The sequence below is a fragment of the Pseudoalteromonas sp. S3776 genome (genome assembly GCF_005886915.1).
Taxonomy (GTDB): domain Bacteria; phylum Pseudomonadota; class Gammaproteobacteria; order Enterobacterales; family Alteromonadaceae; genus Pseudoalteromonas.
This window is the reverse complement of sequence record NZ_PNCU01000032.1, coordinates 38,689-52,870: the sequence shown is the minus strand read 5'-3', so window position 1 is coordinate 52,870 and position 14,182 is coordinate 38,689. Positions and strand designations below refer to the sequence as shown.

The window sequence follows — 14,182 nt, the reverse complement described above, 5'->3', positions numbered from 1 at the left end:
CCCTTCCAATTAAAAACTAATTAGTAATTAGTCTTTTTGTGCATTTGCGAAAGCAGCTGCCATTGCGTTTTCAAACACTGGCTCTTCTTTCTTAAGCTTCTCTAGTACTTCTTTCTCTTCTGCTTCGAAAAGAGCTTTAACAGATAAGCTTAAAGTGCGGTTCTTACGATCAACGCCAACGTATTTAGCTTCGATTTCGTCGCCTACAGAAACAACAGTCGTTGCATCTTCAACGCGCTCTTGAGCGATATCAGCTACACGGATGTAACCTTCAACGCCTTCGATAAGCTCTACAGTTGCGCCTTTCGCATCAACTTCAGTCACTTTACCTTTAACAATAGCACCTTTTTTGTTTGCATCAAGGTAGTTATTGAACGGGTCAGCTTCGATTTGCTTAACACCTAGAGAGATACGTTCACGCTCTGGGTCAACTTGCAATACGATAGCAGTGATTTCGTCGCCTTTCTTGAATTCACGTACAGCTTCTTCGCCTGGCGTGTTCCAAGAAATGTCTGAAAGGTGTACAAGACCATCAATACCACCGTCAAGACCGATAAAGATACCGAAGTCAGTGATTGATTTGATCTTACCAGTAACTTGGTCGCCTTTGTTTTGTAGACGAGCAAATTCCTGCCAAGGATTAGCAATACATTGCTTAAGACCAAGAGAAATACGACGACGTTCTTCGTCGATTTCAAGAACCATAACTTCAACAGTGTCACCTAGTGAAACAACTTTTGAAGGGTGGATGTTCTTGTTAGTCCAATCCATTTCAGAAACGTGAACTAGACCTTCAACGCCTTCTTCGATTTCTACGAAGCAACCGTAATCAGTAAGGTTAGTTACACGACCAGAAAGCTTAGAACCTTCTGGGTAACGACCAGCGATAGCTGCCCATGGATCTTCGCCAAGCTGTTTAAGGCCTAGAGATACACGAGTTTTATCTTTGTCGAATTTAAGAACTTTAACTGCGATTTCGTCGCCAACATTAACGATTTCTGAAGGGTGCTTAACACGCTTCCACGCCATATCAGTGATGTGTAGTAGACCATCAACACCACCAAGGTCAACGAATGCACCGTAGTCAGTAAGGTTCTTAACGATACCTTTAACTTCTTGACCTTCAACAAGGTTAGCAAGAAGCTCTTCACGCTCTTGTGAGTTTTCAGATTCGATAACTGCACGACGTGAAACAACAACGTTGTTACGTTTTTGGTCAAGCTTGATTACTTTAAATTCAAGCTCTTTGCCTTCAAGGTGAGTTGTGTCACGTACTGGACGAACATCAACAAGTGAACCAGGTAGGAAAGCACGGATTGAATCAACTTCAACTGTGAAACCGCCTTTAACTTTACCGTTGATAACACCAGTAACAGTCTCTTGCTCTTCACATGCTTTCTCAAGACGGATCCACGCTTCGTGACGCTTCGCTTTCTCACGAGAAAGGATAGTTTCACCGAAACCGTCTTCGATTGCATCTAGTGCAACATCTACTTCGTCGCCTACAGCAACTTCTAGTTCACCAGCAGCATTTTTGAACTGCTCTGCAGGGATAGCACTTTCTGATTTAAGACCAGCATCTACAAGTACAATGTTATTCTCGATTGAGATTACTGTACCTTTAACAATAGAGCCTTGCTCTGCTTCAAAACCCTTTAAGCTTTCTTCAAATAACTGCGCAAAATTTTCTGACATACGAATATACGTCTCATATATTAATACCAATAAGCAACCATGCTGCATGGGGTTGTTAAAATAGCACTGGCGTCCTGCTGGTGCATAAAATGTGTTTAGCTTCGCTTGGGAAGCTTACCTTCTGAAATAGCAATATCTACTAAAGTTATAACTTTATCAAACACTTGCTGAGCATTAAGCTCGCTTGTGTCTATTTCAATTGCATCATCAGCAGGAACAAGCGGCGCAACGGTACGATTCATATCGCGCTCATCACGAGCTTGAATGTCCTGTAATAGACCACTTAGTGTAACATCAAGGCCACGCTCATTCAACTCAACATAACGTCTGCGCGCGCGTTCTTGTGCACTGGCGGTTAAATATATTTTTAATGGAGCGCCTTGAAAAACCACGGTGCCCATATCTCGGCCATCAGCAATTAAGCCCCGCTCGGTTTTAAACGCACGCTGGCGTCGAAGTAACGCTTCACGTACACGGGGTAATGCAGCCACTTTTGAAGCAGCAGCCCCAACCTCTTCATTACGAATTGTCGAGGTTACATCTTCGCCTTCTAAAATAACTTTTCCAGCATTAGTTTGGCTATCAACCAAAAACTGCACATCTAAGTTTGCAGCAAGCGGGACGAGCGCTTCTTCGTTGTCTAATGCTATTTGGTGATGAAGTGCGGCAAGGGATAATACACGGTAAATTGCGCCGCTATCCAATACATCCCACCCCAATTTGTCGGCTAACAAGCGACAAACAGTTCCTTTACCTGAACCACTTGGGCCATCAACGGTGATTACGGGCATTAATAACGCCTGCATTTAGAACCTCCTGCAATGCACACCTAAATAAAACCGCGATATTATACGTCACTTCTACAAATAGATCCGCTTTAGTGTGTAACTTTTTATAATTATTTATAAAAGCTCTACTCACTCACTGATGCTAAAACCTTGAAAAAGGTTGGAAAAGTTTTATATGTGCACTTAGGGTCGTTGATAGTAATAGGCTTTCCGCCTACGGCAACCATTGCAAAACACATTGCAATTCGGTGATCATCATACGTATCAATAGCAACATCATTAAACGAATTTGGCGGTGTAATTTCGATAAAGTCATCGCCTTCTATAACCTCTGCTCCCACTTTACGAAGTTCAGTAGCCATTGCATATAAACGATCAGTTTCTTTTACACGCCAATTATATATATTACGAATAGCGGTAGGACCCTTGGCAAATAACGCAACAGTGGCAAGTGTCATTGCTGCATCGGGTATCGCATTAGCGTCAATATCTACGCCTTTTAATTCACCTTTACGCACAACTAGGCGTTCGTCATACCAATCAATCTGGGCGCCAACTTGTTCCATCACTTTTGCAAAACCAATATCACCCTGTACTGATTTAGCGCCAACCCCTTTAATTTCAATTTCGCCACCGGCAATAGCCGCTGCCGCAACAAAGTAAGACGCTGATGATGCGTCACCTTCAACCATAATACGCTCGAGTGATTGGTATTGTTGGCCGCCTTTCACTTTAAATGTTGTGTAATTGCTGTGCTCAACGGTCACGCCAAAACGTGCCATTACATCTAATGTAATATCAATGTATGGCTTAGAGACCAAAGTACCCTTAATGGTAATTTGCGTATCACCACTAAATAAAGGGGCAGCCATTAGCAATGCAGTTAAAAATTGGCTAGAAATACTGCCATCAATTTCAACAGTACCGCCTTTAATTTGCCCACCAATTATTTTTAGTGGCGGGTAGTCTTTATGTTTAGTGTAGGTAATATCGCCGCCAAGTGCTTGTAGCGCATCGACTAGGTGCCCTATTGGGCGCTCTTCCATGCGCGGCTCACCTATTAGCTCATACTCGCCAGATACAGCAGCAAGTACCGCGGTTAAAGGACGATACGCAGTACCGGCATTTCCTAAAAATAAAGGTTCACTTGGAGTTTTAAATATACCGCCAACCCCTTCAACAGTTGCCACAGTGCGGTCATCATTAAGCGTTACGTTAACACCTAGTAGATTTAATGCACCCAACATATGACGAATATCATCACTGTCTAGCAGGTTTTCTACAACGGTAGTCCCTTGAGCCAGCGCTGCTAACAATAAAATTCGGTTTGATAGGCTTTTAGACCCTGGTAAGGTAACGCTACCATTTACACGAGAAATAGGCTCTAAACGAAGTTGTTCCATTAGCTGTGCTCCTTTGCAAATGCCGCCATAAAGTCAACCAAGGCTTGAACACCTTCAAGTGGCATTGCGTTATAAATACTTGCACGCATACCCCCTACTATTCTGTGTCCTTCTAGGGCAAGTAAGCCGGCCTCTTTAGATTGCATTACAAACTTTTCGTTTAAGCTTTCATCATTTAGCCAAAAGGGTACATTCATGCGAGATCGGCAATGCGCGGCTACTTTATTGGTATAAAAAGGCGATTCATCAATAAAATCATAAAGCAGCTTAGCTTTAGCAATATTGTGTGCTTCCATTGCCTTAACGCCACCGTTTTGTTCTAGCCATTCAAATACTTCGGCTGCTAAATACCATGCAAAGGTAGGCGGTGTATTAAACATGCTGCCTTGTTTTGCTTCAAGTGCGTAATCTAAAATACCTGGTTTAGCCAAACCCTCACGCTCAAGTAATGTTTTGCGCACAATAACGATAGCTATACCTGATGGACCTATATTTTTTTGTGCACCGGCATAAATTAAATCAAACTTGTTTACGTCAATTTCACGCGACAAAATTGTTGACGACATATCAGCAATAATTGGCGCCGTTGGGTGACTAGGCACATCAAAAATTTCTAATCCGTCTACCGTTTCATTTGGGCAGTAATGAATATAAGATGCCTCTTCAGGTAAGTCCCACTGTGCCACATCTTTTATAGAAAACAGCCCGTTAGCGTCATTTCTGACATTGATTGAGTGAGTTTGAGTAAATTTATTAGCTTCGTCAGTCGCACTTTTAGACCACACGCCGTTCTCGCAATAAACCGCCGCTTTACCATGCTGATGCAAATTTAATGGCACAGCGCTAAATTGACCGCGCCCCCCACCATGCATAAACAACACTTCAAATTCATCGCTAATATTCATTAAACGACGAAGGCTGGCTTCGCATTTAGCAGTAAGCGCTAAAAAATCTTTACTGCGATGGCTTATTTCCATCACAGATACGCCTAAATCTTGCCAGTCTAAAAATTCTTTTTGTGCTTTTTGCATAACAGCTTGCGGAAGCATAGCTGGCCCCGCACAAAAATTATATTTACTCATTACCTTTGCCTCATTCCAGTAATTTAAACTTCTTTGATAAACAAAAAAGGATTATTAATTTTTTTCAACATGATTAAAAAAAGCGGCCTTAGCCGCTTTTTCAATTTCAGTTATTCAGAAGGTGGATTATCATCCGTTGCTTCTTCATTTACTGTATCAACCGTTTCAACGTCTTCAATATCAACTAAGTCACTGTCTGTAACTTCAATCTCTTCGATACGTTGTAAACCAACTACTTGCTCTTCGTCAATAGTTCTGATCAAAATAACGCCTTGGGTGTTACGTCCAACCGTCGATACTTCGTTAACGCGGGTACGTACTAGCGTACCACGATTAGAAATAATCATTATTTCATCGTTGTCGTCAACTTGTACAGCGCCAACTACTGCGCCATTACGCTCACTCACCTTAATAGATACAACACCTTGTGTTGCACGGCTCTTCGATGGGTAATCTTCAAGTTGAGTACGTTTACCGTAACCATTTTCAGTCACAGTTAAAATAGCACCGTCAGACTTAGGCACAATTAATGACACTACGCGTTGGTCGTCAGCCATCTTAATACCACGAACACCGGTAGCAGTACGACCCATAGGGCGAACACCTTTGAAACGAACCTCAGGGTTGCCTTCTTCATCAAGTACCGGGTTGCCGTTTTCATCAACAACAGTAGACTCTTCGGCTTCTTTAAAGCGTACCACTTTACCAGCATCAGTAAACAACATAATTTCATTGCTACCATCGGTAATATCAACCCCAATTAGGCTATCGCCTTCGTTAAGGTTTACAGCAATAATACCGCTTGCGCGTTGGCGGCTGTATGCCGTTAGTGGTGTTTTCTTCACGGTACCAAATGCAGTTGCCATAAAGATGTACTTATCTTCTTCGTACTCGCGTACAGGTAGAATAGCAGTAATACGCTCATCATCTTCAAGTGGCAGTAAGTTAACAATTGGCTTACCGCGTGCGGCGCGACTTGCCAGTGGTAACTGGTATACTTTAAGCCAGTACAAACGACCCGCAGTAGAGAAACATAAAATGGTATCGTGGGTATTCGCAACTAAAAGACGTTCAATGAAATCTTCATCTTTCATCTTCGTTGCTGACTTACCTTTACCACCACGGCGCTGCGCCTCATAATCAGACAATGCCTGATACTTAACGTAACCTTCGTGCGACAAGGTCACAACAACATCTTCTTCGTTGATTAAATCTTCAAGGCTAATGTCGTGCGCGGCCGCGTTAATTTCTGTACGGCGCTCATCACCATACTGCTCTTTAATTTCAACTAACTCATCACGGATAACTTCCATTAAACGCTCAGGGCTGCTTAAAATATGGAGTAACTCAGCAATTAAATCTAACAGCGATTGGTACTCTGCTAAGATTTTTTCATGCTCAAGGCCGGTTAGTTTGTGTAAACGTAAATCAAGAATCGCTTGCGCTTGTTGCTCAGAAATATAGTACTGACCATCTCGAATACCAAGCTCACTTGCTAGCCAATCTGGACGAGCTACGTTGTCTTCCCCTGCTTTTTCAAGCATAGCTTTTACATTACCCAAATCCCACGGACGTGCCGTCAAAGCAACTTTAGCCTCAGCTGGGGTTGGTGATTTACGAATAAGCTCAATAATAGGGTCAATGTTGGCAAGCGCAATTGCTAAACCTTCAAGGGTATGAGCACGGTCACGGGCTTTACGTAAATCAAATACGGTACGGCGTGTAACCACTTCACGGCGGTGAATAACAAACTCTTCAAGCATTTCTTTTAGGTTGAAACACTTAGGTTGGTTGTTAATTAATGCAACCATATTCATACCAAACACAGTTTGTAACTGAGTTTGTGCATATAAGTTGTTTAGAATAACTTCACCAACATCGCCACGCTTAATCTCAATAACGATACGCATACCGTCTTTATCTGATTCATCACGTAGTGCGCTAATGCCTTCAATTTTTTTATCTTTAACAAGCTCAGCAATCTTTTCAATTAAGCGGGCTTTATTAACCTGATAAGGGATTTCGTGCACGATAATAGTTTCGCGGCCTGTTTTTTCATCGGTTTCGATGTCGGCACGTGCTCGCATGTACACTTTACCACGGCCTGTTAAGTAGGCATCTTCAATGCCTTTTTTACCATTAATAATGGCAGCCGTTGGGAAGTCAGGACCTGGAATGTAATCCATTAATTCATGAATCGTTAAATCAGGATTTTGAATAAGCGCTAAACAGCCATTCACCACTTCAGTTAGGTTATGTGGAGGAATATTTGTAGCCATACCTACCGCAATACCCGATGAACCGTTTACCAGTAAGTTAGGCACTTTGGTCGGTAAAACGTCAGGAATTTGTTCGGTACCGTCGTAGTTTGGAACGAAATCAACCGTTTCTTTTTCAAGATCGGCTAATAACTCATGCGACATTTTTGCCATACGTACTTCTGTATAACGCATTGCCGCTGCTGAATCACCATCAACCGAACCGAAGTTACCTTGGCCATCTACAAGCATATAACGTAGTGAGAATGGCTGTGCCATACGCACGATGGTGTCATAAACTGCACTGTCGCCGTGTGGGTGGTATTTACCAATTACATCACCGACCACACGGGCCGATTTTTTGTAAGGCTTATTCCAGTCATTACTAAGCTCGTTCATTGCAAACAAAACGCGGCGGTGAACAGGTTTTAAACCATCACGTACGTCTGGTAATGCACGTCCTACGATTACACTCATTGCATAATCTAGGTAGGAGTTTTTTAACTCGTCTTCAATATTGACTGGCAGAATTTCATTGGCGAGATCAGTCATTTGATATCACATTCCTTCAGTATCAGCTCTTTGCAACCCGGTATTGGGTGCCAAGAGTATTTGTTATTATTTCTAAGCGACCATGCTATCACAATTAATTTTAATTTACAGGCGCAAAACTTTGCGATTTATCAATTTAGGCCTATATAATGGCCTCAGATTGACGAGGAAGTATTTTATGACCGAACATCAAAATGTAGATAACGCAGAAATAGCAAAATTTGAAGCCATTGCTGAGCGATGGTGGGACCAAGACGGAGAGTTTAAACCTCTTCACGAAATTAACCCATTACGATTAGACTTTGTAGCTAACAAAAGCCAAGGTTTATTTGAAAAAGAAACACTCGATGTAGGTTGTGGTGGCGGTATACTTAGTGAAAGCATGGCGCGCATGGGGGCAAACGTAACCGGTATAGACATGGGCCAAGAGCCACTCACCGTAGCCAAACTACACAGCCTAGAAACGGGTGTAAATGTTGACTATATAAAAGTACCTGCAGAGGAGTTTGCAAACCAGTTCCCTGCTCGCTTTGATGTAATAACTTGCATGGAGATGCTGGAGCACGTACCTGACCCTGCTTCTATTATTCATGCAGTAGCAAAGCTTGCCAAGCCTGGGGCTGATGTGTTTTTCTCAACTCTTAATAAAACACCTAAAGCATACTTGTTTGCTATTGTAGGTGCTGAAAAGCTACTGAAAATGGTGCCAGAAGGCACACACGACCACAACAAATTTATCAAACCTGCACAACTTATTGCATGGGCTGAGCAAGCTGGCTTAAAAGTACGCGCCAGTGCAGGTCTTAGCTATAACCCGCTTTCTAAGCAATATTCATTAAATACAGATGTAAGTGTTAATTATATACTTCACTTTGAGAAGTTAGCGTAATGGCTAGCTCTTCTACTCCAGTAACTCCTTTTGAGTACGATGCTTTTTTATTTGATTTAGATGGCACTTTACTTGATACAGCTGATGATTTAGGTGCAGCATTGAATGCTGTACTTAAAAGTGAAGGTGTTGCCCAAGTTGCACCTGAGGCGTACCGAAAAGCTGCTTCTAATGGCGCAGGTGCATTACTTGAGCTCGGCTTTAAAGAACAATGGGCCACGCAACCTCAAGCACAGCGGATAAAACAGCTAGTGAGTTACTATAGCCAAAACCTAGCTAAGCACACACACTGTTTTGAAGGCATAGAATCATTACTCATAGCCCTTGAGAACCAAGCTATAAAATGGGGGATAATGACCAATAAACCTGGGTTTTTAACCGATCCTTTAGTGGCAGCTATCCCCGCATTCAAAAATGCACATGTGGTGATCAGTGGCGATACGCTTACCGAAGCGAAACCGTCTCCTTTACCCTTATTACACTGTGCAAAACTGATGAACGTTGATCCTAAGCGTTGTTTATACGTAGGTGATGCACAACGTGATATACAAGCGGGTAAAGCTGCAGGTATGCATACCGCTACAGCGCTTTGGGGCTATATACCAAGTATTGAGGAGGCGTTGCGCTGGGAAGCCGACTTTAATTGGCGCAGCCCTATTGATGCTTTCAACCATATATAGTGCCATTGGTGTTATTAAACACTATATATTGTGATTTTGTTAGTTTTTATGCAAAGCTTGATGATAAAAAAAGCAGTCAAAATTTATTTTCAAAATGCGCAAATTTAGCTGATCATTAGTTGATTTTTAGCTATTTCAACTTAAATGATTGTTCAAAGGTGAGTGACTACTAACACAATTGCTTTATCCCAAAGTTATCCACAAATAGGGGCAATTATGTCCCTTGCAAATCAACTCAGACCACACTATCTTGTGATCTCTAAATTGAACAACACCAGATATTGTGGCCAAATGTTATTCAATTAAATTCGCCCATACGGTGAAACTTATAATAAATGAATACGTACCTTGCTTTAGCGAGGTATAGAACATTGGTCAAAATACTCAATTCCCAAGGAATACAGGCAAAGCTATGAACCAACAGTTATCTGTAAGCAAGCGTGACGGGCGTAAAGAGCCGCTAGATCTTGATAAGATCCATCGCGTTATTGAATGGGCCGCCGAAGGTTTAAACAACGTATCGGTTTCACAGGTTGAATTAAAGTCGCACATTCAATTTTACGACGGTATTCGTACAAAAGACATTCACGAAACCATCATTAAAGCAGCAGCCGATCAAATTTCAAAAGAGTCGCCTGACTACCAGTACTTAGCTGCCCGCTTAGCTGTATTCCACTTACGTAAAAAAGCGTATGGCCAGTTTGAGCCTCCACGTTTATTTGACCATGTTACAAAAATGGTTGAAGACAAACGCTACGATGCTCACTTACTTGTTGATTACACAGAGCAAGAGCTTGACGAGCTAGATGCGTATCTTGATCATTCGCGCGATCTTAACTTTAGCTACGCAGCCGTAAAGCAACTTGAAGGTAAATACCTGGTACAAAACCGCGTAACAGGTGAAATTTACGAAAGTGCTCAGTTTTTATATATTTTAGTGGCTGCGAGTTTATTCTCTGACTACCCGCGCGAAACACGTATTGATTACATCAAGCGTTTTTACGATGCTGTATCAACGTTTAAAATCTCTTTGCCTACACCCATTATGTCGGGTGTACGTACCCCTACTCGGCAATTTAGCTCATGTGTACTTATTGAATGTGGCGATAGCCTTGATTCAATCAATGCTACATCATCTGCGATTGTTAAATACGTATCACAACGTGCGGGTATTGGTATTAACGCCGGCCGTATTCGTGCGTTAGGTAGCCATATTCGTAACGGTGAAGCGTACCACACTGGTTGTATCCCTTTTTATAAGCACTTTCAAACAGCTGTTAAAAGCTGCTCGCAAGGTGGTGTTCGTGGCGGTGCAGCAACCTTATTCTATCCGCTTTGGCATTTAGAAGTAGAAAACCTGCTTGTACTTAAAAATAACCGTGGTGTTGATGATAACCGTGTTCGTCACTTAGATTACGGCGTACAGTTTAATAAACTAATGTATTCTCGTTTGATTAAAGACGATTATATCACGTTATTTAGCCCATCAGACGTACCAGGTCTTTACGATGCATTCTTTGAAGACCAAGATGAATTTGACGCACTATATATAAAATACGAGCAAGACGAGTCTATTCGTAAAAAGCGTATCAAAGCGATTGAGCTATTCTCAATGTTTGCGCAAGAGCGAGCCAGTACAGGTCGTATTTATTTACAAAACGTGGATCACTGTAACACTCACAGCCCGTTTATTTCTAAAGTTGCGCCAATTCGCCAATCTAACTTATGTTTAGAAATTGCATTGCCAACTAAGCCGTTAAATAACGTAAACGACGAAGAAGGCGAAATTGCCCTTTGTACGCTATCGGCATTTAACTTAGGTGCTATTGAGTCACTTGATGAACTTGAAGAGCTTGCGGAACTTGCAGTACGTGCACTTGATAATCTACTTGATTTCCAAGACTACCCAGTACCGGCTGCACGTAATGCCACAATGGGCCGCCGCACATTAGGAATAGGTGTAATTAACTACGCTTACTACTTAGCTAAAAATGGTAAACGCTACTCAGATGGCAGTGCTAATGCACTGACTCATAAAACGTTTGAAGCAATTCAATATTACTTAATGAAAGCATCAAACGAGCTTGCTAAAGAGCGTGGCGCGTGTCCTAAGTTTAACGAAACAACGTACTCTCAAGGTATTATGCCAACGGATACGTACAAACGTGACTTAGATAAAATTTGTGATGAGCCACTGCACTTAGATTGGGACTCATTACGTGCCAGCATTAAAGAGCACGGCATGCGTAACTCAACACTTAGCGCATTAATGCCTTCAGAAACATCGTCGCAAATCTCTAACGCGACTAACGGTATTGAGCCACCACGTGGTCACATTAGCGTTAAAGCAAGTAAAGACGGTATTTTAAAACAAGTAGTGCCAGAGTACGAACGCTTAAAAGATAACTACGAGCTGCTGTGGGATATTCCATCAAACGATGGTTACTTACAGTTAGTGGGCATAATGCAAAAGTTTATTGACCAAACTATTTCGGCCAATACAAATTATGATCCAAGTAAGTACGAAGGCGGTAAAGTACCTATGAAAGTCTTATTAAAAGACTTACTGGGTGCCTACAAATTGGGTGTTAAAACACTTTATTACCATAACACCCGCGATGGTGCATCAGATGCACAAGACGATACGCCAGAAGTCGAAGATGACGATTGTGCAGGCGGCGCGTGTAAAATTTAATAGATAAACTTAAAGCGGGCTCTTTGCCCGCTTTGTCCTGATAGTTTTAGTGATAGTTTTTGAGTGATAGACATGTCTTATACTACTTTTAGTCGTAACCATAATGATCAAATGCAAGAGCCAATGTTTTTTGGCCAAACCGTTAACGTTTCGCGTTACGATCAACAAAAATACCCTATTTTTGAGAAATTGATTGAAAAGCAACTTTCGTTTTTTTGGCGTCCAGAAGAAGTAGACGTAAGTAAAGACCGTTTAGATTTTCAAGCGTTACCAGAGCACGAAAAGCACATATTTTTAAGTAACTTAAAATACCAAACGCTGCTTGATAGTGTACAAGGCCGCTCACCAAATGTTGCCCTACTTCCTATTGTGTCTATTCCTGAACTAGAAACATGGATAGAAACCTGGGCATTTAGTGAAACTATTCACAGTCGCTCTTATACCCACATTATTCGTAACGTAACACAGTCACCAGAACTAATTTTTGATGACATTGTAAGTAACGAAAAAATCAGCGAACGTGCTGATGCGGTAACCACCTACTACGACGATTTAATTAATGGCGTGTCGCTTTATAACCTGTATGGGGAAGGCAAGCACGACATTAACGGTCAAACCGTTGTGATTAGTTTATTTGACCTGAAAAAGAAACTTTACCTTGCGATGATGTCGGTAAATATTCTTGAAGCTATTCGTTTTTATGTTAGTTTTGCCTGCTCATTTGCCTTTGCAGAACGTGAATTAATGGAAGGTAATGCTAAAATCATCAAGCTAATCGCTCGTGATGAAGCGCTACACCTTTCGGGTACACAGCATATTTTGAACATTATGCAAGATGGTAAAGACGACCCTGAAATGGCGATTGTCGCTGCGCAGTGCCGTGAAGAAGCCATTAAAATGTTTGTAGAAGCAGCAGAGCAAGAAAAAGAATGGGCCGAATACCTGTTCAAAGATGGCTCAATGATTGGCTTAAATAAACACATCTTGTGTCAATATGTTGAATACATCACTAATGCACGTATGACAGCAATTGGCTTACCAGCGCAGTTTGAAAACAACAGCAACCCTATTCCATGGATCAACTCTTGGCTTGTGTCTGACAACGTGCAAGTTGCGCCGCAAGAAGCTGAAATTAGCTCATACCTTGTAGGTCAAATCGACTCTCAAGTAGATGCCTCAGAATTTGGTGACTTTGATTTATAATGAGTGACAAACCCACTGCAAGTATAACGCTTGCAGATAACAGCCAGTGTATTGAATTTAGCACTGGCTGCCCTTCTGTTTTACATTGCTTAGAAAACCAAAAAATAGACGTAGCCTATCAGTGCCGCGAAGGCTATTGCGGCGCGTGCAGAGCCACGTTAGTCTCTGGCCAAGTGCAATATAACGAAGAACCTTTAGCGTTTGTACGTGACGGAGAAATACTGCTGTGCTGCTGTAAACCCAATGGCAATATAAGCATAAACTTAAAATAAAGTTATACCAATGCGCCTAATTACGTACTATTGCAGATGGTTATTACTGCGTCTTATGAATCTGCTTTGGTTCGAACCGATAGTGCCCTGTGATTTTATAATCAAAGAGCATATCGGTTTTTTCAGGACCTCGCCCAATATTATGTACAATTAAAGGATTGCCGGTTTGTGTAGAGTACTCATTAACGACCATGCCAATATGAGGAAGATTCCCCGGTAACATCCAAGTTATTATATCACCCGCTTTGTAGTCATTAGGATCACCAGATATTGCTAAATTTAAACCGTGTCTTTTAAAGTAAATTTGTAAGTTAGGCACTCTTCGGTGGTCGATATTTTTATCCGGTTTAGTCAGCCCCCAGATTCGTTTAGAGGGGTAAAGCGCAAAGTTATTTTTTATATCTTCATGTACTAATTTTTGTAAATCTACACCTAACTTTCTGTAGCTTCTGATAATAACATCAGTACATACCCCAATGTTACTTGGCACATCTCCCCCTGGGTATGTAATTGAATAATATGCACCATTATAAATAACCGAGTGAGTTGTTCTTTCAATTAAAGCAGCGCTTATATCTTCGGTAAAAGTGTTTGCACCACAGGTTGAGGATATAACCGACAATAAATATAGATAATAGCGAATCATATAAAATCCTTTTAAAGCT

11 protein-coding genes are annotated in these 14,182 nt (G+C 41.6%); 5 read left to right on the top strand and 6 right to left on the bottom strand.

Annotated elements, in window-relative coordinates; all coding sequences use genetic code 11:
* Positions 1-27: 27 nt before the first annotated feature.
* The 5 genes from rpsA to gyrA form a co-directional block, all read right to left on the bottom strand.
* Positions 28-1,695 carry a 30S ribosomal protein S1 gene (gene rpsA, locus CWC16_RS13345; RefSeq protein ID WP_055016073.1) on the bottom strand — a complete coding sequence of 556 codons (1,668 nt, stop codon included), beginning with the start codon at positions 1,693-1,695 and terminating at the stop codon, positions 28-30.
* A gap of 95 nt (positions 1,696-1,790) precedes the next feature.
* Positions 1,791-2,501 (bottom strand): (d)CMP kinase, encoded by a 711-nt coding sequence (gene cmk / locus CWC16_RS13340; RefSeq protein ID WP_138541872.1) that lies wholly within the window; start codon positions 2,499-2,501, stop codon positions 1,791-1,793.
* A gap of 107 nt (positions 2,502-2,608) precedes the next feature.
* Positions 2,609-3,886 (bottom strand): 3-phosphoshikimate 1-carboxyvinyltransferase, encoded by a 1,278-nt coding sequence (aroA, locus tag CWC16_RS13335; protein ID WP_138541871.1) that lies wholly within the window; start codon positions 3,884-3,886, stop codon positions 2,609-2,611.
* Complete coding sequence (gene serC, locus CWC16_RS13330; RefSeq protein WP_138541870.1) at positions 3,886-4,968, bottom strand: 3-phosphoserine/phosphohydroxythreonine transaminase; 1,083 nt, start codon at positions 4,966-4,968, stop codon at positions 3,886-3,888. The genes aroA and serC overlap by 1 nt, the downstream gene beginning before the upstream one ends.
* 110 nt (positions 4,969-5,078) lie before the next feature.
* Positions 5,079-7,778, bottom strand: a complete 2,700-nt coding sequence (gyrA, locus tag CWC16_RS13325) for a DNA topoisomerase (ATP-hydrolyzing) subunit A (RefSeq protein WP_138541869.1) — start codon at positions 7,776-7,778, stop codon at positions 5,079-5,081.
* 178 nt (positions 7,779-7,956) lie between these two features.
* Here gyrA and ubiG point away from each other — a divergent pair, with 178 nt between their 5' ends.
* The 5 genes from ubiG (at position 7,957) to yfaE (ending at position 13,517) form a co-directional block, all read left to right on the top strand.
* On the top strand, positions 7,957-8,667 hold the full coding sequence (gene ubiG / locus CWC16_RS13320; protein WP_138541868.1) for a bifunctional 2-polyprenyl-6-hydroxyphenol methylase/3-demethylubiquinol 3-O-methyltransferase UbiG: 711 nt from the start codon (positions 7,957-7,959) through the stop codon (positions 8,665-8,667).
* Positions 8,667-9,347 (top strand): HAD family hydrolase, encoded by a 681-nt coding sequence (locus CWC16_RS13315; RefSeq protein WP_138541867.1) that lies wholly within the window; start codon positions 8,667-8,669, stop codon positions 9,345-9,347. Before ubiG ends, CWC16_RS13315 begins: the two co-directional genes overlap by 1 nt.
* 412 nt (positions 9,348-9,759) lie before the next feature.
* The gene (gene nrdA, locus CWC16_RS13310) at positions 9,760-12,042 is read left to right on the top strand and encodes a class 1a ribonucleoside-diphosphate reductase subunit alpha (protein ID WP_055018416.1); all 2,283 of its coding nucleotides are present in this window, start codon (positions 9,760-9,762) and stop codon (positions 12,040-12,042) included.
* A gap of 72 nt (positions 12,043-12,114) precedes the next feature.
* Entirely contained in the window at positions 12,115-13,245 is a 1,131-nt protein-coding gene (nrdB, locus tag CWC16_RS13305) for a class Ia ribonucleoside-diphosphate reductase subunit beta (protein ID WP_055016064.1), read from the top strand.
* Positions 13,245-13,517, top strand: coding sequence for a class I ribonucleotide reductase maintenance protein YfaE (yfaE, locus tag CWC16_RS13300; protein WP_138541866.1), 273 nt, complete (start codon positions 13,245-13,247; stop codon positions 13,515-13,517). Before nrdB ends, yfaE begins: the two co-directional genes overlap by 1 nt.
* A gap of 43 nt (positions 13,518-13,560) precedes the next feature.
* Here the strand turns inward: yfaE and CWC16_RS13295 are convergent, their stop codons facing one another.
* Positions 13,561-14,163, bottom strand: coding sequence for a DUF1287 domain-containing protein (locus CWC16_RS13295; RefSeq protein ID WP_138541865.1), 603 nt, complete (start codon positions 14,161-14,163; stop codon positions 13,561-13,563).
* Positions 14,164-14,182: the final 19 nt, after the last annotated feature.